The organism is Sphingopyxis sp., assembly GCF_036261875.1.
In the GTDB taxonomy this organism is placed as follows: Bacteria; Pseudomonadota; Alphaproteobacteria; order Sphingomonadales; family Sphingomonadaceae; genus Sphingopyxis.
Genome location: NZ_DATAJZ010000040.1, coordinates 39,441 through 61,284, shown reverse-complemented (window position 1 = coordinate 61,284; position 21,844 = coordinate 39,441). Strand labels below are relative to the sequence as shown.

The window sequence follows — 21,844 nt, the reverse complement described above, 5'->3', positions numbered from 1 at the left end:
CGGCCCGCCGTGTCCGCGATACGCCGGATGGTGCAAACCGGCGCAATCGGACGCCCGGTCTTCGTCCAGTCTTCGCCCGCGCCGCGAACTTGTGTAGGGGCGCATCATGACCGACAGCGCGACCTCCCCCATCTGGCACCCTTTCACTCAGCACGGCCTCGGCGATCCGATCCCGCTGATCGCCCGCGGCGAGGGCGCGCGGCTCTATGGCGCCGACGGCCGATCCTGGATCGACGCCATCTCGAGCTGGTGGGTCACGACCCACGGCCACGCCCACCCGCGCATCATGGCCGCGATCCGCGACCAGTCGGAAAAGCTCGACCAGCTCATCTTCGCGGGCTGGACCCACGAACCCGCCGAAACGCTCGCCGCCGAACTGATCCGCATCACCCCCGATCCGCTCACCCGCGTCTTCTTCTCGGACTCGGGCTCGACCAGCGTCGAGGTCGCGCTCAAGATGGCGCTCGGCTACTGGTTCAACATCGGCGAGGCGCGCAGCCGCATCCTGGTGATGGAGCACAGCTATCACGGCGACACGATCGGCGCGATGTCGGTCGGCGAGCGCGGCGTCTACAACCGCGCGTGGCAGCCTTTGCTGTTCGACGTCGGCACCATTCCCTTCCCGCACGAAGGCATGGAACAGGCCGCGCTCGACGCGCTCGAAGCCGCCTGCGCTGAAAAGCCGGCCGCCTTCATCGTCGAGCCTTTGATCCTCGGCGCGGGCGGGATGCTGATCTATCCGGCATGGGTGCTCGCCGAAATGCGCGCGATCTGCGCCCGCCATGGCGTCCTCTTCATCGCCGACGAGGTGATGACCGGCTGGGGCCGCACCGGCACGCGCTTCGCCTGCGATCAGGCGGGGGTGATCCCCGATATCGTCTGCCTGTCGAAGGGGCTGACCGGCGGCGCGATCCCGCTTGCGGTGACCTTGTGCAGCGAACCGATCTTCGCCGCGCATCTCTCGACTGACCGCGCGAAGACCTTCTATCATTCGTCGAGCTACACCGCGAACCCGATCGCCTGCGCCGCCGCAGTCGCCAATCTCGACATCTGGCGCAACGAGCCGGTCCAGCAACGCATCGACGCCCTCGCCGACGCGCAGGCCGCGCACCTCGGCATGCTCGCCTCCGACCCGCGCGTCGCCGATCCGCGCCGCCTCGGCACCATCGCCGCCTTCGACATCGTCGCTCCCGATTCGGGCTATCTCTCGACCCTCGCTCCCCGCCTGATCGCATTTTACCGCGACCGCGGCGTCCTCCTCCGCCCGCTCGGCAACACCGTCTACGTCATGCCGCCCTATTGCATCACGCCCGACGAACTGGTGCAGGTGTGGGGAGCGATAGGAGCGTCGCTCGACGATCTCCGATAGCACTGCCCCCATTTTCTCTCGTCACCCCGGACTTGATCCGGGGTCCCGCTACCCGGATATGCCAGGCACCGAAAAAGCGGGATCCCGGGTCAAGCCCGGGATGACGAAGCGGGAATGTCTACCGATGCCCCCAATTCGGCTGAGGTTCATCTTCGCCGCCTATACCGGCCCGCAGGGGACGGTCGTCAGGGAATGCACATGATGAAAAGACCCGCCCCGTTTTGGCTTCTCCTCCTCGCCCCCACCCTGGCCGGCGCCGCGCCGGCGCACGCGCAGGACGAGGATCTGGCCCAGACCGGCTCTCCCCCCGAACGCGTGTCGGTGCTCTACACCTACGGCAACGAACCCTGCCCCGAACCGAAGGAGGACGAGATCGTCGTCTGCGCGCAGCAGCCCGAATCCGATCGCTATCGCGTCCCCAAGGCGCTGCGCCACAAGGAAGAAGATACCTCGGTCGGCGGCGGCTCCTGGGCTTCGGCGGTCGAGGGCAATAGCTACGGCGCCGCCGCCGCGAGCCGCCCGAACAGTTGCTCGCCGGTCGGCAGCTACGGCTACACCGGCTGCACCGCCGCCGCGCTCCGCCAGTGGTTCGCCGAGCGCCGCGCGATGGGCGCCGCGAAAAAGGGCACCGCCGCCGCCGCACAGAATTGACGCTGCCCCCGTCGTTCGCCTAGCCTGCGCCTCCCCCAAACAGGAGGTTCCCCCATGCGCCGTTTCGCTCCCCTCGCCGCTATCGTGCTCGCCCCCGTTTTCGCCGCAATCGCGGTGCCCGCCGTCATCGCCCAGCCGCCCGCGAGCGCGCCCGGCGCCCCCGACCGGAGCCGCGTCACCGCGGGCACCTACGCCGCCGATCCCAATCACACGATGGTCGTCTGGAAACTCGATCACCTCGGCTTCAGCAACTACACCGGCATTTTCGGCGACGTCACCGGCACGCTCGTCCTCGATCCCGCCGATCCCGCCGCGGCCAAGGTCGACGTGACGATCCCGATCGCCAAGGTCACGACCGCGAGCGCGGGCCTCACCGGCCACCTGCTCCGCCCCGGCAAGGACGGCGCCAAGCCTGATTTCTTCGGCCCCGCCGCCGCCGACGCCCGCTTCGTCTCGACCCGCGTCGTCCTCGATGACGACGGCGACGAGGCAAAGGTCACCGGCGACCTCACCCTCAACGGCGTCACCCGTCCGGTGACGCTCGACGTCGATTTCCACGGCGCCGGCGCGATGGGCGGCAAGCAGACCGTCGGCTTCGAGGCCGAAGCCACGATCCGCCGCAGCGACTTCGGCCTCGGCTTCGGCGTCCCGATGGTCGGCGACGAAGTCGAACTCGAAATCCACGCGGCGTTCGAGAAACAATAAGGCCACAAACCCCTCGTCATTCCCGCGAAAGCGGGAACCCAGCGAAACAAAGAACCGGCGCGGTAGCGCTGCATCCGAGCCGGCGGCCGGACACGCGCGCCAGCCCCCTTTCTTCGCGCCTTTGCGCCTTTGCGTGAAACCGGAAAAATCTCACGCAAAGGCGCAAAGGCGCGAAGATAAGGTGAAGAACGGGTTCCGCTTGCGCAGGAACGACGAACGTGGATGTCGCATCCACCCCCCGAAATTTCCGCTCCTCCCTCTTGCATCGCAGGGCATTTTGCATCATGGGATCGACCATGCGCGGCAACGCCCTTCTTCTTCTGCGACTTACACGCCCTTGGGCGTGACACTGGCTGCGCGCTAGTCGCGGCCACCCGCTCAAGGGTCCGATCGACACAGCATAGCAACCGACAGCAGAAGAAGTTCCAAACCCATGACCATGCTCCGCGACCCCTCGGTCAAATATTCGGCCTTCCCGCAGGTTCCGCTGGCGAACCGCGAATGGCCTTCCCGCGTCACCACCCAGGCGCCGATCTGGCTTTCCACCGATCTGCGCGACGGCAACCAGTCGCTGATCGACCCGATGGATGCCGAAAAGAAGACCCGCTTCTTCGACCTGCTCGTCAAGAGCGGGTTCAAGGAGATCGAGGTCGGCTTCCCCGCCAGCGGCGCGACCGATTTCGACTATATCCAGAACCTTGTCCGCTCGGGCCGCATCCCCGACGACGTCACGCCGCAGGTGCTGACGCAGAGCCGCGCCGACCTGATCCGCACCAGCTTCGACAGCCTCGCGGGCGCCAAGACCGCGATCGTCCACGTCTACAACGCGGTCAGCCCCGCGTGGCGCAAGATCGTCTTCGGCATGGAGATGGACGAGATCAAGGCGATCGCGATCGAGGGCGCGAAGCAGCTCCGCGACAATGCCGCGCGCCTCCCGCAAACGAACTGGCGCTTCGAATACAGCCCCGAAACCTTCTCGACCGCCGAGCTCGATTTCAGCATCGCCTGCTGCGAGGCGGTGATGGACATTCTCCAGCCGACCGCCGAAAACCCGATCATCCTCAACCTGCCCGCGACGGTCGAGGCGGCGACGCCGAACATCTACGCCGACCAGATCGAATATTTCGGCAAGAACCTGCCGAACCGCGACCGCGCGATCATATCCCTGCACACCCACAACGACCGCGGCACCGGCGTCGCGGCGGCCGAGCTCGGCCTGCTCGCGGGCGCCGACCGCGTCGAGGGCTGCCTGTTCGGCAACGGCGAGCGCACCGGCAACACCTGCCTCGTCACCGTCGCGCTCAACATGTACACGCAGGGCGTCGACCCCGAACTCGACTTCTCGAACATCGACGAGGTCATCCAGACGGTCGAATATTGCAACAACCTGCCCGTCCACCCGCGCCATCCCTATGGCGGCGAGCTGGTCTACACCGCTTTCTCGGGCAGCCATCAGGACGCGATCAAGAAGGGCTTCGCCGCGCGCGAACGCCAGAATGACGAGAAGTGGGAAGTCCCCTACCTCCCGATCGACCCCGCCGACTTGGGGCGCAGCTACGAAGCGGTGATCCGCGTCAACAGCCAGTCGGGCAAGGGCGGCGTCGCCTGGGTGCTCGAACAGGACAAGGGCCTGAAACTGCCCAAGAAGATGCAGGCAAGCTTCAGCCACGTCGTCCAGGCCGTCGCCGACGAAACGAGCCGCGAGCTCGGCGCCGACGACATCTGGCAGGCGTTCGAGCGCACCTATCTCGCCGAGAGCGGCAAGCGCTTCCAGCTCGTCGACTGGGCCGAAACGCACAGCGGCGCCGACCGCATCTTCGCCGGCAAGCTCACCATCGACGGCACCGAACGCAGCGTCAGCGGCCGCGGCAACGGCCTGATGAGCAGCGTCGTCGCCGCGCTCGCCGAGAGCGGCGGCCCGCTGCTCGACATCGTCGACTACAGCGAACACGCAATCGGCCAGGGCAGCAATGTGCAGGCCGCGGCGTACGTCGAATGCCGCACGGCGGACGGGAAAAGCCTGTTCGGCTGCGGGCTGGACACCGACGTCGCGACGGCGAGTGTGCGGGCGATCCTCAGCGCCGCGAACGGCGCGTAGAAGTCCGCCCCTCCACCACTTCGTGGTCCCCCTCCCCATTCCTTCGGCACAGGGAGGATTTGAGTACGCCAATCCTCCCTGTCGCGTAGCGATGGGGAGGGGGACCGCCGCGAAGCGGTGGTGGAGGGGCCCCTAACGCGACGCCAAAATCAACCGAACCACCCCGTCGATCACAGCATCGACATCTTTCAACACATCGACCGCTGCCACCCGAACCACAACAAACCCCTGCCCCCTGAGCCAGTCATCGCGCAACGCATCCCGCTCCGCCCGATGATCATGCGCCAATCCATCCACCTCCACGATCATCCGCGCGTCGGGCGCATAAAAATCCGCCACATAGGCCCCCACCGGATGCTGCCGCCGAAACTTCACCCCACAAGGCCGCAAGCGCAACCGCTGCCACAGCAAAACCTCCGGCGGCGACATAACCCGCCTGAGCCCCCGCGCCACCTTCACCACAGCCTTAGAAGTCTGCCGCACCCCAACCTCCAAAACCCAATCCTCCCTGTGGCCGAAAGGCCATGGGGAGGTGGCAGCCGCAAAGCGGCTGACGGAGGGGCAATAACGCAACGCAGCCGCCCCCCCACCGCCTTCGGCGGTCCCCCTCCCCATGCCTACGGCACAGGGAGGAATAGCGAAAGCGCAATCCGCCCCACTCCGGACCAAAACCCCAAATCCTCCCTGTCGCGCAGCGATGGGGAGGTGGCAGCCCGCAGGGCTGACGGAGGGGCCCTTGGCGCAATCGTCGCGGCCCCTCCACCACTCGCTTCGCGAGCGGTCCCCCTCCCCACGGCTACGCCGCAGGGAGGATTGGTCCGCCCCCGGTCGAAATAGGACCGCCACCCCCTTTCCTACATTTCACCCATATGGTTCATTAGATCAGTTTCACCTGACCAAAAGGACGAACCGATGGACGACACACCCTGCAACCCCGCGCATATCCCCGCCCCGTCCAGCTATCACTGGACGCCCTCGCTCCAGCGCGAGTTTCTCGAAGCCTTCGCCACCAACGGCTCGGTGAAGATCTCCGCGGCGCATGTCGGCATGTCGCCCGCCGCCGTCTATCAGCTCAAGCAGCGGCCCGAGGGTGCGACGTTCCGGCTCGGCTGCGCGGCGGCGCTGCTGATCGCGCGCGGGCGGCTCGTCGATGAGCTGCTCGACCGCGCGATCTGGGGGCATGACGAGACGACCACCGTGATACGCGAGGAGGATCGCAGCCTCACTAAACGCCGCCGCATCGACAGCCGCCTCGGTCTCGCGATGCTCGCGCGGCTCGACAAGATGGTCGAAACCCGCGCCCGCGCGGGCGAGGAGATGCTCGCGCAGATCATCGCCGCCGACTGGCCGGGCTTCCTCTCGCTGTTCGACGCGGTCGCGGCCGCATGCACCGGCGAGGCGGCGCAGGAGGACGAGCCGGAGCAGCAGGCACCGGGCCTCGCCGCCGCGCTCGCGCTCTGGCTCGCGGGCCGCGACAATCGCGCCAACCCGCTCGCCGCGCTGTGGCGCGGCACCGAAATCGCGAATGAAGTTGCGCAGATTTCCGCGGGTCCGGGCGATGCGGACGAAGGCGACGAAACGCCCGAGGAGGCCGCGGCCGCGATGACCGTCTGGTTCGACGACCACACCGGCGACTGGCGCACCGACTTCCCGCCGCCCGACTGCTTCTATGGCCGCGAAGACGGCCAGTTCGGCGACCCTGCCTATGCCCGCGAACTCGATGACGACGAGCTCGAGCAGTATGAAATATTGCGCGAGGCCGAAGTCACCCCGCTCCGCACCGCCGGCGAAGCCGCCCGCCGCGCCTTCTTCGCGCTCCCCGACCCGGCGAACGACGCGGCGCCGGAGACTATCGATACCCGCCAATCCGCATCGGGTTAGCGTGCGATGACCTTGGTCGGAATCATCATTGCGAGCGGCGAAGCCGCGCGGCAATCCAGCGTGTGACAAGCCGCTCGGGATTGCTTCGCTCCGCTCGCAATGACGAAGGCAGGAAGCGAGGGAATCGAAGGAATCGCCACGAAACCGGCCCACAACCTTGACTTTTCAGGCCCAATCCCCTATATCGGCTCCGCTAACGTCGCCTGCGACGGAAATTTACGGGCCCTTTCGGGGCACTATCTTCCCTTCACACGCTACCAGCTCCGCCGGTGCCTTTTGCCGGGGGATTCTCTATTTCCGTGAAAGGAAAACCATCATGCCGATCGGCACCGTCAAATTTTTCAGCCAGGACAAGGGCTATGGCTTCATCGAGAACGAGGATGGCTCGGGCGACAATTTCGTCCATATCACCGCCGTCCAGAGCGCCGGGATGACCACGCTGAACAAGGATCAGCGCGTCTCCTACGACCTCGAAACCGGCCGTAACGGCAAGACCTCGGCGATCAACCTCCAGTCGGCCTGATCCTTGGCCAAAGAGGAATTGATGACCTTCGACGGGCAGATCGACGAGATCCTGCCCGACGGACGCTTCGGCGTCGTGCTCGAAAACGGGCACCGCGTGATCGTCTATACCGCTGGCCGGATGCGGCGTTTCCGCATCCGGTCGGTCGTCGGCGACGCGGTTCGCGTCGAAATGACGCCCTATGACCTGACCAAGGGCCGCCTCGTCTACCGCGAACGCGGCAGCGGGCCGGTTCCCCCCAGCCAGCGCAAACGGCGCGGGCTGTGACCGAAGGAGCCGGTGCGAAACCGCGCCGGCTTCCAACAACCAGAACACTGAAGTTTAAAGATAAAGATGATGACTATGTTCCATAACAATTCGATTTTCCCCGCTCTGCCCGCGCTGTCGCTGGCCGGAAAGGCGCAGACGGCAATCCTGCCGCGCCGCCGCCGCCCGACGCTGTCGCGCCGCGAGCTTCGGCGTATCATCGCCGACATGGTCGATTGACCCAAAGCTGAAAGGAGGCGCCGCCGTGTCGGCCACCATCGATTTCTATCTCGCCCAGGCCGAAAAATGCTCGGCGGAGGCCGATGCCTCACCGCTGACCCAGGTCCGCGACCGCAATCTGCGCGCCGCCGCGGCGTGGCAGGCGATGGCCGACAAGCTGCTCGATGCCGAACGGCTGCGCGCCGAAAAGGACCGGCACGCGGCCGCCGCGGCCCGGGGCTGAGCGCCGCGGGCCGTCCGCGGCCCCGACTCCCGTATCGGCCCTCGCGGCCTGACATTATCGCTATGCCATCCTCTCTTGCGCGACCTTCCGTTTACGTTAAGGTCAGTTTCAGACCGCAACCGGAGTGACTGATTCATGGCCCTTCCCCCGATCTTCGACCGCCTGCGCCTGCCCGTCATCGGATCGCCGCTGTTCATCGTATCGGGGCCCGAACTCGTCATCGCCCAGTGCAAGGCCGGGGTGGTCGGCAGCTTTCCTGCCCTCAACGCCCGTCCGCAGTCGCTGCTCGACGAATGGCTGCACCAGATCACCGAAGAGCTTGCGGCGTGGGACCGCGCCAACCCCGCCCGGCTCTCGGCCCCCTTCGCGGTCAACCAGATCGTCCATAAATCGAACGACCGCCTCGAAGCCGACATCGCGACCTGCGAAAAATGGAAAGTGCCGATCACCATCACCTCGCTCGGCGCCCGCGAGGAACTCAACCAGGCCGTCCATGGCTGGGGCGGCATCACGCTCCACGACGTCATCGACGATCGCTTTGCCCGCAAGGCGGTCGAAAAGGGCGCCGACGGTCTGATCCCGGTCGCGGCGGGCGCCGGCGGCCATGCCGGCCGCCAGTCGCCCTTCGCGCTGATCCAGGAAATCCGCGAATGGTTCGACGGCCCCGTCGCCCTGTCGGGGGCGATCGGCCACGGCCGCTCGATCCTCGCCGCGCAGGCGTGCGGCGCCGACCTCGCCTATATCGGCAGCGCCTTCATCGCGACCGCCGAGGCCAATGCCGAGGACGGCTACAAGAACGGCATCGTCGAGGGTCGCGCCGCCGACATCGTCTATTCGAACCTCTTCACCGGCGTTCACGGCAATTATCTGCGTCAGTCGATCGTCTCGGCGGGAATGGACCCCGACGCGCTGCCCGAAGGTGACCTCAAGACGATGAACTTCGGCTCGGGCGGCAATACGAAGGCCAAGGCGTGGAAGGACATCTGGGGGTCGGGCCAGGGCATCGGCGCGATCCGCGGCGTGCGCCCGGTCGCCGACTTCGTCGCCGAGCTCGAAGCGCAATATATCGCCGCGCGCCGCGAGCTCGAAGCGAAGGTCCGGCTCTAGGTTTCGCCGAACAGCCGCCCGATCGCGTCGTCGAGATAGGGGCGGTCGGCGAACAGCCGCATCGGATCGCGGCGGTTGAGCCAGAAGGCGCCGCCGTGCCGATCGGTCAGTGCCCGCCGCATCACGTCCTGCAACAGGCGCAGCCGCATCGTCGCGGTCCGGCGGGCGGCGCCGGGATCAGCGGGTGCCTGCAGCGCGAAATGGGCGCGAATCCGCTCGACCCGCGCCGCCAGCACATCATTATAGTCGCGGTGCGGTCCGCGATGAAGCGCGTGGCCCGACGACAGTGCCGCGCTCTCGCACGCCGGCAACATCAACCCGTTGCGGTCGAAGCAGTGCAGCGCAAAGCCATCGGCGCGCAGTTGATCGAACATCGCGGCCATTTGCGGCCGCCGCAACAGGGCGACCGGGATCAGATGGTGACGCTGGAAGCCGGCGCGGGGCGGCGGTGCACCTTGCCACCAGCGCCCCGCCATCAAAGGTCGCTGCCGAATTCCACGCGGACGGTGCCGCTCCCGTCCGCTTCATCCGCTACCGGGGTCAGCGCCACCCACTCGCCGGGGTCGAGCCCGCGCAGTCGCCGCGGCGCGACGACCGGGCCGTTCAATATGATGTCGAGCGCCAGCCGTGCCAGCCGCCGGACCATTTCGGCCACCGTCCAGCCCGCGGGAATCGCGCCCTCGATCTCGTGCCCGCCGAACAGGGCGAGTCCCCGGGTCCGGACGACCGCGCCGCCGGGCGCATCGCTGCGGCGAAAGGCGACCAGATGCAGCACCGGCGGCATACCGCTCGCCAGCATCTCGGCGATCGCATCGCGGAACTGGGGCGCGTCGGTCCACAACCGTGCCGGCGCCCAGAAAATATGGCTCGCGTCGAGCAGGTCGATCAACAGCACCATCGCCTTGAAATATTCGCGCAAGCGCACCGCCAGATTCCCGGCGGTATCGGGGCCTCCTTCCGCCTCCGGAATCACCGCCCACACACGCCCCGCATCGCGCCATGCCTCGTCCAGGCGCGATGCGAGCTGGCTGGTCAGGGAGTGGAGCGGATCGGCGAGGTCGAGCGCATCGGCCGACGCACGCCCGATCAGCGCCGAGGTCGATCCGAACCGCACGCGAGCCAGCGGCGCCTCGGCCCGCATATCCTTCGTCGTCACAGGTTCGGGACGAAGCCCCATGCGGCGGAGAGCACCCATGAATCCGGCTTCGCCGCCGTCGTCCATTCTCCCGACGATCAGCGCAAAGGGTTCCGGCACCACCGGCATGATCGGCCTGTTGCTGCTCTCCGTCCGCATGTCGCTGGTCGCCCTGCCCGAGGGATCGGTCCTGCATCGCAAGACTTGTCCGAATGTTCAAACGCTTATTCTGACATTGCGGTAAGTTAACCCGGCGAACGTCAGATCGCGACCTGGCTCCCCAGTTCGACCACGCGGTTCGTCGGCAGGCGGAAATATTCCATCGCGCTTTCCGAATTGCGCAGCATCCAGGCGAAGAGCTTCTCGCGCCAGATCGGCATACCCGGCTTGCTCGCGGCGATCAGCGTCTGGCGTGACAGGAAGAAGCTCGTCTCGAGCATCTTGAACTCGCCGCCGCAGCCGGTGACGCGCTTCAGCGCCTCGGGAACGTCGACCGGCTGCATGAAGCCGTAGTTCAGCACCAGCCGGTGGAACCCCTGCCCCAGGTCGTCGAGCTGGCAGAGCCGCTCTTCCTGCACGAACGGCACGTCGGCGATCTTGATCGTCAGCAGGATGATGCGTTCGTGCAGCACCTTGTTGTGCTTGAGGTTATGGAGCAGCGCGTGCGGCACCCCGTCGGACGAGGAGGTCATGAACACCGCGGTCCCCGGCACCCGCGTCGCGCTGTTCGCGGCCGATTTCACGAACACCGGGATCGGCATCGCACCCTCGGCCATTTCCTGCTGCATCAGCTTGCGCCCGCGCGACCAGGTCGTCAGCATGGTGAAGATGGTCAGGCCGATCGCCAGCGGCACCCAGCCGCCGTCGGGCACCTTGATCAGGTTGGCGCCGAGATAGGCGATGTCGACGATGAAGAAGACGGCGAGGATCGGGATCGCCTTCCAGGCCGGCCAGCGCCACAGCACGAACAGCACGACGCTCATCAGGCAGGTGTCGATGAACATCGCCCCCGTCACCGCGATGCCATAGGCCGCGGCAAGATTGCTCGACGATCCGAAGAAGAGGACGAGCAGGATGACCATCACCATCAGCCCCCAGTTGACCACCGGGATATAGATCTGTCCCTGCGCCGAGGCGCTGGTGTGGTCGACGCGCAGGCGCGGCATGAAGCCGAGCTGGATCGCCTGCTGGGTGAGCGAGAAGGCGCCCGAGATCACCGCCTGGCTGGCGATGATCGTCGCGAGCATCGCGAGCAGCACCACCGGCACCTTCCACGCTTCGGGCATCATCAGGAAGAAGGGGTCCTGGATCAGCTGCGCGGTCGGTGCGACCTCGCCCGCGAGCACCATCGCGCCCTGCCCCATGTAATTGAGCATCAGCGCGGGCAGCACGAAGCAAAGCCACGACAGCCCGATCGGCGCGCGCCCGAAATGCCCCATGTCGGCATAGAGCGCCTCTGCCCCCGTCACCGCGAGCACCACCGCGCCGAGCGCGACGAAGGCGGTGAAGCCGTCGAGCCAGAAGAAACGCAGCGCGTTGATCGGGTTGAGCGTGTGCATCACGATCGACGGATGATCGACGATATGCGTCACCCCCAGGATCGCGAGCATCAGGAAGTAACAGAGCATGATCGGGCCGAAGAGCATCCCGACCTTTGCCGTTCCGCGCGACTGGATCGCGAAAAGCCCGATCAGGATCGCGAGCGCGATCGGCACGATATAGGGCTCGAACCCGCGGCTCACATATTGCAGGCCCTCGGTCGCCGACAGCACCGACATCGCCGGGGTGATCATCGAGTCGCCATAGAAGAGCGCGGTCGCGAACACGCCGAGCAGCACGATCGGCCAGGTCCAGCGCTTGCCTTCCGACGAGCGGCTGATCAGCGCCAGCAGCGCCAGGCTGCCCCCCTCGCCCTTGTTGTCGGCCTTCATGATCGTCAGCACATATTTGAAGGTCACGACGAGCATCATCGACCAGAAGACGAGGCTCAGCACGCCATAGATATGCAGCCGGTCGGCCTCGATCGAATGATGACCGGCAAAAGTTTCGCGGAACGCATAGAGCGGGCTCGTCCCGATGTCGCCGAACACGACGCCGACCGCGCCGACGGCAAGCTTCAGCTTGCTGTCGCCATGATGGCCGTGGCCCATATGGGCGATGGAGGCGGCGGGGGCGGCGCGCGTGGCGTCGCCGGCCGCCTGTTGCGACTCGGCAGTCATGGCGCGCGCTTTAGACGAGCCCGGACAAGGATAATAGGTTCCAAATCGGGACGCGCCTCAGGGCCCGGCCGGCGACTCGAGCGGCAGTTCGGGACCCAACGCCTGGCGAAGCTGCGCCAGGCGCATTTCGAGGTCGGGCCGCCACGGCGCGTCGGCGGGCGAGCGCTGCAAAAGCCGGTTCCACACCGCCTCGGCGCCCTTCAGGTCGCCGCTCTGCGCCATCGCCAGCCCCGCGAAGAAAGGCGGCGCCGGATGACTCGGGTCGCGTTTTGCCGCCTCGTCGAAGGCAAGCGCCGCCGCGGGCGACATCACCCCGCCGCCATGCGCGACAAGCGCATTACCGAGGCCGGTCCACAGGTCGACATTGTCGGGATAGCGCTCGAGCCCCTTTTCGAGCGTCTGCGCCGCGAGCTCGGTCTTGCCGGTGCGCATGAAGCCGTCGGACATGCCGATCCACTGCGCCGCCGGGCCGAAGCGATTCGCCATCCCCTGCTGGCGATCGGTGATCGCCTCTCCGAACCCCTCGGGCTCGGCCGCCTGGGCAACCGGATGGCCGGGCAGCGCGGGACTGCCCTGCAAGGCATAGCCGGTGAGCCCCAGCATCACCGCCGCGCCCGCAAGTGGCCGCGATGCGGCAGGCAAGCGGCCGAGCCAGAAGATGCCGAGGACGGTCAGCGCGGCCGCAAGCAATATCCAGAGCCAGATCATGCTCCGCCCTCCCCGTCCGCATCGCCACGCCGGAACCGCCCGAAGGCGAGCCAGCCGCCGAGCGCGAGGAACAGCAGCGGCCCGAGCCACAGCAGCGCCGTCGCCGCATCGAAGGGCGGATCATAGCTCACCCAGTTTCCATAGCGCGCGACGAGCCACTTGCGGATCGCATCGGGGCTTTCGCCTGCCGCGATCTTGGTGCGCACCTCGTGCCGCATGTCGCCCGCGAGCGGCGCGTCGCTGTCGGCGATCGACTGCCCCTGACAGACGAGACAGCGCAGCGTCTCCATCAGCGCTTTCGCCTTCGCCTCCTCAGCCGGGTCGCGGAGCTGCTGATAGGCATAGGGAGCGGGCGGCAGGCGATCCTGTGCGGTGGATGACGGCATCGACCCGAGAGACAGAACCGCGAGCAAAAAAGCCCACGCGCCCCTGCGCAGGCAGGGGCCCATCTCCGAAAGGCGCGCCATCAAACGGCCGGCTGCGCCGGAGCGTGGCGGCAGGAGATGGGCCCCTGCCTGCGCAGGGGCGCGGCGATGTTGAACCAGCTCCCTCACTTCATCGCTTCCAGCTTGGCGACGATCTCAGGTACCTGATCGGCCAATATCACGCCCTGAATCTGCTCGCGGATGATTCCCTTGCCGTCGATCAGGAAGGTTTCGGGAACCCCCGACGATCCGAGCGCGATCTGCACGCTGCTCTGCACGTCCGAGCCGATCCGCTCGAACGGATTGCCGTTTTCCCGCAGGAACTGCGCGACATCCTCCGGCCGGTCGCGGATCGCGATGCCGTCGATCGGCACCCCCGCCGCCTTCAGCGCCTCAAGCTGCGGCGCTTCGGCGCGGCACGGAATGCACCAGCTTGCGAAGACATTGACCAGCCGCGGCTTGCCGTCAGCGAGTTGGCTGCTCTTCAGCCCCTCGATCCCCGCGGCCGCGGGCGGCAGATCGAACAGCGGCATCGGCTTGTCGATCCATTGCGACTGGATCAGCGTGTCGTTCGGCACCGTCAGACGATAGATGAAGGCGCCGAACAGCAGCGCCATGATCGCCAGCGGCACGAACAGAACCCATCGGCTCCTCATGCGAAACGCTCCTGTGCCTTGCGGGCGCGGCGCGCACGCCAGATTTCGAGCAGTTGCGCGCGGCCGAGCAGCGACAGCGCCGCACCGATCGCAATCAACGCCCCGCCGAGCCAGATCCACCACACCAGCGGCTTCCACCACAGGCGGAGCTGATAGCGGTCGGCGGTCCCGTCGGGGCCCGTCACCGGCTGCCCGAGCACCGCATAAAGCTGCCCGCCCGGCCGCGTCAGCAAGGCCGCTTCATTGGTCTCGGTCGGCGGCCCGCCCATCAGCCCCGGAAAGGTCCGCGCCGCCGGATGCAGCGTAAAGGACGCGCCCGAAGGCGTCGTCGCGATCAGCGTGCCCTCGATCGCGGTGTAATTCGGCCCCGCGATCGGCTTGACGCCCGCGAACTTGACCGAGAAATCGGCAACCGTCACGGTCTCGCCCGGCGCCGCGGCGACGAGCCGTTCCTTGATGAAGGCGCTTTCGGCGCCCATCCCGGCAAGCGCCACCGCGACCCCGAAATGTGCAATCACCATGCCCCAGGTCGGCAAAGGCGTGCGGCGGAGGTTGCGGCCCCAGAGGGGCGCGAGGCTCGCGACCGCGACCAGTCCCGCGACCGTCATGCCGAGCAAGGGCAGCACCCCGACCTTGCCCCCGAACAGGATCAGCCCAAACAGCACGATCATGGCCGCCAGCAAGGCGACCGGCAAGCGCGACCAGAGCTTCTTGCCGTCATCCTTGCGCCAGCTCAGCAGCGGCCCCGTCACCATGACAAGGCAGAGGATCAGCGCCAGCGGCCCCGCGACCTTGTTGTAATAGGGCGGGCCGACCGAAATCTTCTCCCCCATCGCCTCGGCGACGATCGGATAGAGAGTGCCGAGCAGCACGAGCGCGAGGATCGTCGTCAGCAGCAGATTGTTGATGACCAGCGATCCCTCGCGGCTCAGCAGCGCGAATTTCTTGCCCTCGGCGACCGCCCCCGCCCGGAACGCGAAGAGGGTCAGCGCGCCGCCGATATAGATGAACATCAAGGCGAGCAGGAAGGTGCCGCGCTCGGGATCGACCGCGAAGCTGTGAACGCTGGTCAGCAGGCCCGATCGGACGATGAACGTCCCGACCATCGACATCGAGAAAGCGATCACCGCGAGCATCACCGTCCAGGCGCGCAGCGCGTTGCGCGTCGCGGTGACGCTGACCGAATGGAGCAAGGCGGCGCCCGCGAGCCACGGGATCAGCGAGACATTCTCGACCGGATCCCAAAACCACCAGCCGCCCCAGCCGAGCTCATAATAGGCCCAATAGCTACCCGCCGTGATCCCCAGCGTCAGGAAAATCCAGCTCCCGAGTACCCACGGCCGCATCGCGCGCGCAAAGGCAGGCCCGATCTCACGCGTGATCAGCGCCCCGACCGCGAAGCTGAAGGCGACCGAAATCCCGACATAGCCGATGTAGAGCGTCGGCGGATGGAAGGCGAGGCCGGGGTCCTGGAGCAGCGGGTTGAGCCCCTGCCCGTCGGGCGGCGCGACGGGCAGACGCTTGAACGGATTCGACGAGAAGAGAAGGAATGCGAAGAAACCGAGGCTGAGCGCCGCCTGCGCAGCAAGCGTCGCGACGAGCGTATCCTTGCGCAGCCGTTTCTCGAAGATCGCGACGAGCGCCCCCGACAGACCCAGGATCGTCAGCCACAGCAGCATCGACCCTTCGTGATTGCCCCACGCTCCCGCCACCTTGAACAGCATCGGCTTCAGGCTATGACTGTTGCGCACGACGAGCTCGACCGACATGTCGGACCGCACGAACAGGGTGATGAGCAGCAGGAAGGCGACGGCGGTCAGCGCCCCCTGCGCGACGCTCGCCGGGCGCACCAGCGCAGCGAGATCGTCCTTGCCGGTGCGGACATAGGCTATGCCCGCGACGAGCGACAGGCAGGCGAGCGCCGCCGCGATCCACAGGAGAGCGAGGCCAAGTTCGGCGATCATGCGGCTATGCCCCCGAACCCGACAATGTCATTGCGAGAAGCGAAGCGACGAAGCAATCTCCAGCCATCGTCACGAAAGATCGCAAGCTGGAGATTGCTTCGCTTCGCTCGCAATGACGGAAATTCGATGTCGCTCATTCCCCCGGCACCAGCTTCATATTCTTCGGCATCTCGCCCATCTGCGGCGGCATGTAGCGCTCGTCATGCTTGGCGAGGATGCGATCGGCCACGAAAACGCCATCGGCGCGCAGCCGGCCGTCGGCGACCATGCCGGCGTTCTCGGCGAACAGGTCGGGGACGATGCCGGTGAACTGGACCGGGATCGACGCCTTGCCGTCGGTCGCGACGAAGCGGATCGTCACGCCGTCGCTCTGGCGCTTGATGCTGCCCGCGGCGACCATGCCGCCCAGCCGCATCGCCTCGCCGACCTCGGCTTTGCCCGCCTTCACTTCGGCGGGGGTGCGGAAATAGGCGGCCTCGTCGCGCAGCGCGCTCGCCGCGAGCACGCCCGCGCCCGCGACGCCGCCCAGCGCCACCAGCGCCAATATCAGTCGTTGGTGCTTCGCTTTCATTTGCGATCCCTACGCAGCGCGTCGCTGCGCTTCTCTGCCTTCGCCATCGCACGCCAGCTATGCCACAATACCGCGCCGGTGAGCAGCGCCGTCAGCGCATAGGCCGCGATCACATAGGCCCATTGCCCGCCCCCGCTGATCACCCCCGCCATGTCTCAATATCCCTCGTCGTCGTCGGCGAGCCGCCGCAGCCGCGCCGCGACGCGGTTGTCGGCGATGATCCGCCGCATCCGCATCAGCACGATCGCCCCGAACAGCAGCGAAAAGCCGAGCACGGTCAGCCCCAGCGGCCACAGCAGCGAACCGTCGATGCTCGACCCGCCCAGCGTGATGCTCGGCCCCTGGTGCAGGCTGTTCCACCACACGACGCTGCGGTTGATGATCGGAATGTTGACCGCGCCGACCAGCGCATAGATCGCCGCGCCGCGCGACAGCGATCCGCCCTGTCTTTGGCCCTCATCGCCCGTCGTCAGCGCGATGAAGCCGGCGTAGAGAAAGAGGAGAACGAGCATCGAGGTCATCCGCCCGTCCCATTCCCACCAGGTGCCCCAGGTCGGCTTGCCCCAGATCGATCCGGTCGCGAGGCAGAGCGCGGTGAACAGCATCCCCGGCACCGCGATCGCGCGCGCCGCAATCCCCGACAGCGGATGGCGCCAGACGAGCTGCACCAGCCCGGCGACCGCGAGCGAGGTCCAGCCGCCCATGCCGAGCCATGCCGATGGCACATGGACATAGAGGATTCGCGCGGTCTCGCCCTGTTTCGCTTCGCCGGGCACCATCGCCAGCCCCGCAAAGGCCCCGGCGAGCAAAAGCAGCAGCCCAAGGCCGAGCAGCCACGGCGTCAGCGGCTTGGCGATCGCGAGAAAGCGGGTGGGGTTGGCGTAAGCGTGCATCGGTCTCGCGTCGTCTTTAGGTGAGGCCGGTTTATCGGTCCAGTGAATTGCCCGGCGCGACCCGGCGGCGCTTCTCTCGCCCGTGGGGAGTCGAAGGTCAAGCACCCCGTGCACCGATGGTGAATCACCCCTCCGGCCGCGTCCAGATCCAGCTCCCGGTCACCGCCGCCGCGATTACCGGCGCCATCACCCACGGCCAGGGCGAAAAGATCGCCGCCAGCACGATACTGAACGCAAAGGCCGCGGTCGCCGCGATCTTGCCCTTGCGGCTGATCGCGCCCTTCTCGCGCCACGCGACGATATGAGGGCCGAAATGCGGGTGGGTCAGCAGCCAGGTTTCGAGCCGCGGCGAGGAACGCGCGAAGCAGAAAGCGGCGAGGATGACGAACGGCACCGTCGGCAGCAACGGCAGGAACGCGCCGATCGCGCCAAGCCCCAGTGACGCCCAGCCCGCGACCAGATAGAAATGCCGTTTCATCGACGGCGAGGCTTAGCGGGTTTTCCCGCCGACGCCATCCCATAGCGTCGCCCGGGCGACGCTCAATTTCGCCCGATCAGCGTCTGCGCCATCCGGTCGGCCACCACCGACGCCGGGATGCCGCTGGCCTTGCTCTCGGCCCAGATTTCGGCGAGGCGACCGGGGATCGCCCCGATGCGGCTTTCGACCTCCTCGCGGCTGCCCTGCCCCAGATATTCGAGCGCGACATTGATGATCCCGCCCGCGTTGATCACATAATCGGGGGCATAGACGATGCCGCGGTCATGAATCCGCTGCCCGTCCGCGTCGGTCGCGAGCTGGTTGTTCGCGGCGCCCGCGACGATCGACACCTTCAGCCGCTCTATGCTCTGCTCGGTCAGCGTCGCGCCGAGCGCGTTGGGGCTCAGCACTTCGGCCTCGACCTCCATGATCGCCGCCGAATCGGCGAGGTCCGCGCCCAGTTCTTCGGAAAGCGCCTTCGCCCGCGCCAGATCGACATCGGCGAGGATCAGCTTCGCGCCATCGGCGGCCAGCCGCCGCGCGACGCCTTCGCCGACGCTGCCGACGCCCTGCACCGCGACGCGCACGCCCGCGGCGCTGTCGGTGCCCAATTTCTCGCGGATCGCCGCCTTGATCCCCAGATAGACGCCGAGCGCGGTCAGCGGGCTGGGGTTGCCGCCTACTGCGTCGCCCGCCGCCGGCAGACCGCTGACGTGGCGCGTCGCGCGCGCGATCTCGACCATGTCGGCGACCGACATGCCGACATCCTCGGCGGTGACATAGGCGCCGCCCAGCGATTCGACCGCGCGGCCGAACGCCGCGAGCAGTTCGGGGGTCTTCGCCTGCCCTTCGTCGGCCAGGATCACGCCCTTGCCGCCGCCGAGCGGCAGCCCCGCCATCGCATTCTTGTAGCTCATCCCGCGCGACAGGCGCAGCGCGTCGGTGATCGCGGCGGCACGCTGCGGATAATGCCAGTATCGCACGCCGCCCGCGCCGGGACCGAGATGCGTCGAATGGACTGCGATGACGGCCGTGAGCCCGCTGGCGCGATCGCGGAACATGTGGACATGCTCATGATCGTCGAAATCGGCGAAATCCCAGACAGCAGACATGCGCGACTCCTCGCGTTAGAAAATTACGTCAAAGCGTAATAATCCGTCATGGGCGCCGAGTCACCCCAAAAGCTGCTACGCGCGAAGATAGAGAAAATGGGGCGACCAATGGGGCTCGAACCCACGACCTCCGGTACCACAAACCGGCGCTCTAACCAACTGAGCTATGATCGCCACACGTCGGGCGAAACCGCCTCTGACAGCGCGCGGCGATAGGCGCGGGGTCTTTTGCCGTCAAGCATTGTTCGCACGGGATCGCGCCATTAAAAGCGCAGCATGGCGGATCACGAACATGTCGACATGCGGGCTTCGGGCGCCGACCGCACCGCCGAACGGCTCGCGGCGGTCCCCGGCATCCGGCGTGCGCCGTCCCCGAAGCTCCAGCAATATATGCTCGCGCGCTTCCTGGACGCCGACACCTGTGCCGCGCTGATCGCGCTGATCGACGCCAAGGCACGGCCCTCGACGATCGCCGATCCCAATGGTGACGACGCTTTTCGCACCAGCTCGACCTGCGACCTCGACCATCGCCATCCGGCGGTCGCCGCGGTCAACGACCGGCTCCATGCTCTCACCGGCATCCCGCTCGAATATGGCGAGCCGCTCCAGGGCCAGCGCTACGACGTCGGCGAGGAGTTCAAGGCGCACACCGACTATTTCGACCCCGACGGCGCGGACTGGGAGACCTATTGTGCGATCCCCGGCCAGCGGAGCTGGACGCTGATGATCTATCTCAACGAGCCCGCCGCGGGCGGCGCGACGCGCTTCCTGTCGACGGGAAAGCTGCACCAGCCCGAAACGGGCAAGCTGCTCGCCTGGAACAATGTCCGCGCGGACGGCACCCCCAATCCCGAGACGCTCCACCACGGGATGAAAGTGCGCAAGGGGCGCAAATATATCATCACCAAATGGTTCCGCGAGCGGCCATGGCCGTGGGCGGAGGGAGAGTTGCCGCCGGAACCATGACTTCGGGGCTGCGTTCGGAAAGGGCAGGCCAAAGGAGTGGGACCGATATGACGGCACGAACGATCGATCGCGATACAGCGAAACGCAAACCCGCGGCAAAGGCGAAGGTCGAGGCTATCGCGAAGGCAAAGGCGGTCGTGCCCGGCGTCGCGGCGCGGATCGGCAGCACGCCCAAAACGAAATTCCGCGGCGATCCCGATATTTTCGGCCGCCTCGTCGAGGATCACGACCGCCACCGCGCGCTGCTGGCGATGATCGAGGAGACCGAAGGCAAGTCGCCCGATCGCCAAGCGCTGTTCAAGGAATTGGTGAAGGAGCTCAAGGCCCACGCCGCGGCCGAGGAGCAGGCGCTCTGGTCGAGCGTGCTGCGCGACCCCGAAACCACCGACTTCGCGCGCCACGCGATCGCCGAGCATAAGGAGATCGACGACATGCTCGGCGACCTCGCCGCCCGCGACATGGCGTCGCCCGGCTGGCTGCGCCGGTTCGCCGCGCTCAAGGAGGAATATCTCCATCACGTCGGCGAGGAGGAGCAGGAACAGTTCGTGGCCGCCGAAGCGCATCTCGGCGCCACCGACGTCCGTTACATGCGCCGCGTCTTCAACCGGCGGAAGAAAGAGGAAAAGGCGGCCGCCAGGGTCGAGCGGAAGATCAAGCTCAAGCCCTGACGGCGGCGCGCGCTTCAAAGAGCGCCGCGCCCTGAATCTGCATCACTCTCAATTCCGTTCGTGTCGAGCGAAGTCGAGACACCCATCGGCCTTGCGCTTTCCTGATGGGTGTCTCGACTTCGCTCGACACGAACGGGGCGATGGGTCGGATTAAAGGCTCGCCGCTCTATCGCACCAGCCGATATTGAAAGCTCAGCGTCAGCGTATTGGCGACCTGCCCCGGCTCGACCGGCGTCGCTTTTGCCGAGCCGGCATCCATCGCCTGCAGGCGCACCATCGGCATCGGCGGCTGCGGCCCGCCGAAGCTGCCTTCGCCGATCGATACCAGTTCGGCGCCACGATAGCCCGCAAGCCGCGCATAGTCGGCCGCCTTCGCCTCGGCTTCCTTGATCGCCGCGCCGCGCGCGCCGACGAGCTGCGCGTCGGGGTCCTTCATCCCGAACCACGGCCCGTCGACATTGGTGCCGCCCGCCGCGACCAGCGCGTCGAGCAGCGGTCCGATATCGTCGATCTTCGGCGTCGTCGCGCGAACGCTGTTCGACACCTGATAGCCCAGGAAGCGCGGCGGCTGGCCGTCGCTGCGGTTGCTGTAGTCATATTGCGGCGACAGGTTGATGCCGCTCGTCTGGATATCCTCGGCCTTGATCCCGCGCGCCTTCGCGGCGGCGATCAGCTTGTCCATCGCCGCGGCATTGGCGCGCATCGCCTCGACCGCCGTCGGCGCGGTCGTCGTCACCCCGGCGCCCACGGTTGCCTGATCGGGGCGCGAGCGCACTTCCTGGCTGACGCTGAAGGAGAGAATGGGTCCCTGCACCGTAGCTGTCGTCACCGTCGATCCTCCCTGCTGGGCAATGGCGGGCACCGCCGCCATCAGCGCGATACCGGCCGCCATAGCGGTGAGCATTTGCTTCGTCATTTCATTCTCCTGTGGACCGGAGTTCCGGCCGTAACTGATGACCACTCCGTAACGCTGACGGAGCGAACCCGTTCCGGCCTTGCCCTCGCC

General features: G+C 66.9%; 26 protein-coding genes and 1 tRNA gene. 12 read left to right on the top strand and 15 right to left on the bottom strand.

Annotated features, from left to right (window positions below):
• The first annotated feature begins 106 nt into the window (after nt 1-106).
• The 4 genes from VHO04_RS17745 to leuA all read left to right on the top strand — a co-directional run bounded on the left by VHO04_RS17745 (nt 107) and on the right by leuA (nt 4,823).
• Entirely contained in the window at nt 107-1,369 is a 1,263-nt protein-coding gene (locus VHO04_RS17745; protein WP_329629534.1) for an adenosylmethionine--8-amino-7-oxononanoate transaminase, read from the top strand.
• 198 nt (nt 1,370-1,567) lie between these two features.
• Complete coding sequence (locus VHO04_RS17740; RefSeq protein ID WP_329629533.1) at nt 1,568-2,020, top strand: hypothetical protein; 453 nt, start codon at nt 1,568-1,570, stop codon at nt 2,018-2,020.
• 54 nt (nt 2,021-2,074) lie between these two features.
• Nucleotides 2,075-2,725, top strand: a complete 651-nt coding sequence (locus tag VHO04_RS17735) for a YceI family protein (RefSeq protein ID WP_329629532.1) — start codon at nt 2,075-2,077, stop codon at nt 2,723-2,725.
• Between the two features lie 439 nt (nt 2,726-3,164).
• Nucleotides 3,165-4,823 carry a 2-isopropylmalate synthase gene (gene leuA / locus VHO04_RS17730; RefSeq protein ID WP_329629623.1) on the top strand — a complete coding sequence of 553 codons (1,659 nt, stop codon included), beginning with the start codon at nt 3,165-3,167 and terminating at the stop codon, nt 4,821-4,823.
• Nucleotides 4,824-4,955: 132 nt separating this feature from the next.
• On the opposite strand, the gene VHO04_RS17725 is transcribed toward leuA, so the two are convergent.
• Nucleotides 4,956-5,306: an endonuclease domain-containing protein gene (locus tag VHO04_RS17725; RefSeq protein ID WP_329629531.1), complete on the bottom strand. Its 351-nt coding sequence runs from the start codon at nt 5,304-5,306 to the stop codon at nt 4,956-4,958.
• 429 nt (nt 5,307-5,735) lie between these two features.
• On the opposite strand from VHO04_RS17725, the gene VHO04_RS17720 reads away from it, so the two are divergent.
• The 6 genes from VHO04_RS17720 (at nt 5,736) to VHO04_RS17695 (ending at nt 9,043) form a co-directional block, all read left to right on the top strand.
• Nucleotides 5,736-6,704 (top strand): hypothetical protein, encoded by a 969-nt coding sequence (locus VHO04_RS17720; RefSeq protein WP_329629530.1) that lies wholly within the window; start codon nt 5,736-5,738, stop codon nt 6,702-6,704.
• Between the two features lie 316 nt (nt 6,705-7,020).
• Nucleotides 7,021-7,227: a cold-shock protein gene (locus VHO04_RS17715; RefSeq protein ID WP_257543305.1), complete on the top strand. Its 207-nt coding sequence runs from the start codon at nt 7,021-7,023 to the stop codon at nt 7,225-7,227.
• Nucleotides 7,228-7,230: 3 nt separating this feature from the next.
• Nucleotides 7,231-7,494, top strand: coding sequence for a translation initiation factor IF-1 (gene infA / locus VHO04_RS17710; RefSeq protein WP_297661045.1), 264 nt, complete (start codon nt 7,231-7,233; stop codon nt 7,492-7,494).
• Nucleotides 7,495-7,569: 75 nt separating this feature from the next.
• On the top strand, nt 7,570-7,713 hold the full coding sequence (locus VHO04_RS17705) for a hypothetical protein (RefSeq protein ID WP_329629529.1): 144 nt from the start codon (nt 7,570-7,572) through the stop codon (nt 7,711-7,713).
• 25 nt (nt 7,714-7,738) lie between these two features.
• The gene (locus VHO04_RS17700; RefSeq protein ID WP_329629528.1) at nt 7,739-7,936 is read left to right on the top strand and encodes a hypothetical protein; all 198 of its coding nucleotides are present in this window, start codon (nt 7,739-7,741) and stop codon (nt 7,934-7,936) included.
• Nucleotides 7,937-8,071: 135 nt separating this feature from the next.
• Complete coding sequence (locus tag VHO04_RS17695) at nt 8,072-9,043, top strand: nitronate monooxygenase family protein (protein ID WP_329629527.1); 972 nt, start codon at nt 8,072-8,074, stop codon at nt 9,041-9,043.
• On the opposite strand, the gene VHO04_RS17690 is transcribed toward VHO04_RS17695, so the two are convergent.
• The 13 genes from VHO04_RS17690 to VHO04_RS17630 all read right to left on the bottom strand — a co-directional run bounded on the left by VHO04_RS17690 (nt 9,040) and on the right by VHO04_RS17630 (nt 19,378).
• Complete coding sequence (locus tag VHO04_RS17690; RefSeq protein WP_329629526.1) at nt 9,040-9,519, bottom strand: AHH domain-containing protein; 480 nt, start codon at nt 9,517-9,519, stop codon at nt 9,040-9,042. The two genes, VHO04_RS17695 and VHO04_RS17690, sit on opposite strands and share 4 nt — an antisense overlap.
• Entirely contained in the window at nt 9,519-10,337 is an 819-nt protein-coding gene (locus VHO04_RS17685) for a hypothetical protein (protein ID WP_329629525.1), read from the bottom strand. The genes VHO04_RS17690 and VHO04_RS17685 overlap by 1 nt, the downstream gene beginning before the upstream one ends.
• A gap of 101 nt (nt 10,338-10,438) precedes the next feature.
• Nucleotides 10,439-12,328 carry a potassium transporter Kup gene (locus tag VHO04_RS17680; RefSeq protein ID WP_329629622.1) on the bottom strand — a complete coding sequence of 630 codons (1,890 nt, stop codon included), beginning with the start codon at nt 12,326-12,328 and terminating at the stop codon, nt 10,439-10,441.
• 126 nt (nt 12,329-12,454) lie between these two features.
• Nucleotides 12,455-13,105 carry a tetratricopeptide repeat protein gene (locus VHO04_RS17675; protein ID WP_329629524.1) on the bottom strand — a complete coding sequence of 217 codons (651 nt, stop codon included), beginning with the start codon at nt 13,103-13,105 and terminating at the stop codon, nt 12,455-12,457.
• The gene (locus tag VHO04_RS17670) at nt 13,102-13,491 is read right to left on the bottom strand and encodes a cytochrome c-type biogenesis protein (RefSeq protein ID WP_329629523.1); all 390 of its coding nucleotides are present in this window, start codon (nt 13,489-13,491) and stop codon (nt 13,102-13,104) included. The genes VHO04_RS17675 and VHO04_RS17670 overlap by 4 nt, the downstream gene beginning before the upstream one ends.
• Nucleotides 13,492-13,655: 164 nt before the next feature.
• Entirely contained in the window at nt 13,656-14,186 is a 531-nt protein-coding gene (locus VHO04_RS17665) for a DsbE family thiol:disulfide interchange protein (protein ID WP_329629522.1), read from the bottom strand.
• Nucleotides 14,183-16,150, bottom strand: a complete 1,968-nt coding sequence (locus VHO04_RS17660) for a heme lyase CcmF/NrfE family subunit (protein ID WP_329629521.1) — start codon at nt 16,148-16,150, stop codon at nt 14,183-14,185. Before VHO04_RS17660 ends, VHO04_RS17665 begins: the two co-directional genes overlap by 4 nt.
• Nucleotides 16,151-16,283: 133 nt before the next feature.
• Nucleotides 16,284-16,721: a cytochrome c maturation protein CcmE gene (ccmE, locus tag VHO04_RS17655; protein ID WP_329629520.1), complete on the bottom strand. Its 438-nt coding sequence runs from the start codon at nt 16,719-16,721 to the stop codon at nt 16,284-16,286.
• Nucleotides 16,718-16,873, bottom strand: coding sequence for a heme exporter protein CcmD (gene ccmD / locus VHO04_RS17650; RefSeq protein WP_329629519.1), 156 nt, complete (start codon nt 16,871-16,873; stop codon nt 16,718-16,720). The genes ccmE and ccmD overlap by 4 nt, the downstream gene beginning before the upstream one ends.
• Nucleotides 16,874-16,876: 3 nt before the next feature.
• Nucleotides 16,877-17,614 carry a heme ABC transporter permease CcmC gene (gene ccmC / locus VHO04_RS17645; RefSeq protein ID WP_329629518.1) on the bottom strand — a complete coding sequence of 246 codons (738 nt, stop codon included), beginning with the start codon at nt 17,612-17,614 and terminating at the stop codon, nt 16,877-16,879.
• Between the two features lie 124 nt (nt 17,615-17,738).
• Nucleotides 17,739-18,092, bottom strand: coding sequence for a YbaN family protein (locus VHO04_RS17640; RefSeq protein ID WP_297662986.1), 354 nt, complete (start codon nt 18,090-18,092; stop codon nt 17,739-17,741).
• A 62-nt stretch (nt 18,093-18,154) separates the two neighbouring features.
• Nucleotides 18,155-19,204 (bottom strand): Glu/Leu/Phe/Val family dehydrogenase, encoded by a 1,050-nt coding sequence (locus VHO04_RS17635; RefSeq protein ID WP_329629517.1) that lies wholly within the window; start codon nt 19,202-19,204, stop codon nt 18,155-18,157.
• A 97-nt stretch (nt 19,205-19,301) separates the two neighbouring features.
• A tRNA-His gene (locus VHO04_RS17630) sits at nt 19,302-19,378 on the bottom strand.
• A gap of 102 nt (nt 19,379-19,480) precedes the next feature.
• Here VHO04_RS17630 and VHO04_RS17625 point away from each other — a divergent pair.
• Together VHO04_RS17625 and VHO04_RS17620 are read left to right on the top strand one after the other, a co-directional pair.
• A complete protein-coding gene (locus tag VHO04_RS17625) occupies nt 19,481-20,170 on the top strand; it encodes a 2OG-Fe(II) oxygenase (RefSeq protein WP_329629516.1) in 690 nt (229 codons plus the stop codon).
• Nucleotides 20,171-20,217: 47 nt separating this feature from the next.
• Nucleotides 20,218-20,838 (top strand): hemerythrin domain-containing protein, encoded by a 621-nt coding sequence (locus VHO04_RS17620; protein ID WP_329629515.1) that lies wholly within the window; start codon nt 20,218-20,220, stop codon nt 20,836-20,838.
• 166 nt (nt 20,839-21,004) lie between these two features.
• Here VHO04_RS17620 and VHO04_RS17615 read toward each other — a convergent pair whose 3' ends face one another.
• Complete coding sequence (locus VHO04_RS17615) at nt 21,005-21,754, bottom strand: SIMPL domain-containing protein (RefSeq protein WP_329629514.1); 750 nt, start codon at nt 21,752-21,754, stop codon at nt 21,005-21,007.
• Nucleotides 21,755-21,844 lie beyond the last annotated feature (90 nt).

Bases quoted from the DNA above. Each gene is read 5' to 3' on its own strand.
- VHO04_RS17745 (WP_329629534.1), top strand. From the start codon at position 107: ATGACCGACAGCGCGACCTCCCCCATCTGGCACCCTTTCACTCAGCAC.
- VHO04_RS17740 (WP_329629533.1), top strand. From the start codon at position 1,568: ATGATGAAAAGACCCGCCCCGTTTTGGCTTCTCCTCCTCGCCCCCACC.
- VHO04_RS17735 (WP_329629532.1), top strand. From the start codon at position 2,075: ATGCGCCGTTTCGCTCCCCTCGCCGCTATCGTGCTCGCCCCCGTTTTC.
- leuA (WP_329629623.1), top strand. From the start codon at position 3,165: ATGCTCCGCGACCCCTCGGTCAAATATTCGGCCTTCCCGCAGGTTCCG.
- VHO04_RS17720 (WP_329629530.1), top strand. From the start codon at position 5,736: ATGGACGACACACCCTGCAACCCCGCGCATATCCCCGCCCCGTCCAGC.
- VHO04_RS17715 (WP_257543305.1), top strand. From the start codon at position 7,021: ATGCCGATCGGCACCGTCAAATTTTTCAGCCAGGACAAGGGCTATGGC.
- VHO04_RS17705 (WP_329629529.1), top strand. From the start codon at position 7,570: ATGTTCCATAACAATTCGATTTTCCCCGCTCTGCCCGCGCTGTCGCTG.
- VHO04_RS17695 (WP_329629527.1), top strand. From the start codon at position 8,072: ATGGCCCTTCCCCCGATCTTCGACCGCCTGCGCCTGCCCGTCATCGGA.
- VHO04_RS17690 (WP_329629526.1), bottom strand. From the start codon at position 9,519: ATGGCGGGGCGCTGGTGGCAAGGTGCACCGCCGCCCCGCGCCGGCTTC.
- VHO04_RS17685 (WP_329629525.1), bottom strand. From the start codon at position 10,337: ATGCGGACGGAGAGCAGCAACAGGCCGATCATGCCGGTGGTGCCGGAA.
- VHO04_RS17680 (WP_329629622.1), bottom strand. From the start codon at position 12,328: ATGGGCCACGGCCATCATGGCGACAGCAAGCTGAAGCTTGCCGTCGGC.
- VHO04_RS17675 (WP_329629524.1), bottom strand. From the start codon at position 13,105: ATGATCTGGCTCTGGATATTGCTTGCGGCCGCGCTGACCGTCCTCGGC.
- VHO04_RS17670 (WP_329629523.1), bottom strand. From the start codon at position 13,491: ATGCCGTCATCCACCGCACAGGATCGCCTGCCGCCCGCTCCCTATGCC.
- VHO04_RS17665 (WP_329629522.1), bottom strand. From the start codon at position 14,186: ATGAGGAGCCGATGGGTTCTGTTCGTGCCGCTGGCGATCATGGCGCTG.
- VHO04_RS17660 (WP_329629521.1), bottom strand. From the start codon at position 16,150: ATGATCGCCGAACTTGGCCTCGCTCTCCTGTGGATCGCGGCGGCGCTC.
- ccmE (WP_329629520.1), bottom strand. From the start codon at position 16,721: ATGAAAGCGAAGCACCAACGACTGATATTGGCGCTGGTGGCGCTGGGC.
- ccmD (WP_329629519.1), bottom strand. From the start codon at position 16,873: ATGGCGGGGGTGATCAGCGGGGGCGGGCAATGGGCCTATGTGATCGCG.
- ccmC (WP_329629518.1), bottom strand. From the start codon at position 17,614: ATGCACGCTTACGCCAACCCCACCCGCTTTCTCGCGATCGCCAAGCCG.
- VHO04_RS17640 (WP_297662986.1), bottom strand. From the start codon at position 18,092: ATGAAACGGCATTTCTATCTGGTCGCGGGCTGGGCGTCACTGGGGCTT.
- VHO04_RS17635 (WP_329629517.1), bottom strand. From the start codon at position 19,204: ATGTCTGCTGTCTGGGATTTCGCCGATTTCGACGATCATGAGCATGTC.
- VHO04_RS17625 (WP_329629516.1), top strand. From the start codon at position 19,481: ATGGCGGATCACGAACATGTCGACATGCGGGCTTCGGGCGCCGACCGC.
- VHO04_RS17620 (WP_329629515.1), top strand. From the start codon at position 20,218: ATGACGGCACGAACGATCGATCGCGATACAGCGAAACGCAAACCCGCG.
- VHO04_RS17615 (WP_329629514.1), bottom strand. From the start codon at position 21,754: ATGACGAAGCAAATGCTCACCGCTATGGCGGCCGGTATCGCGCTGATG.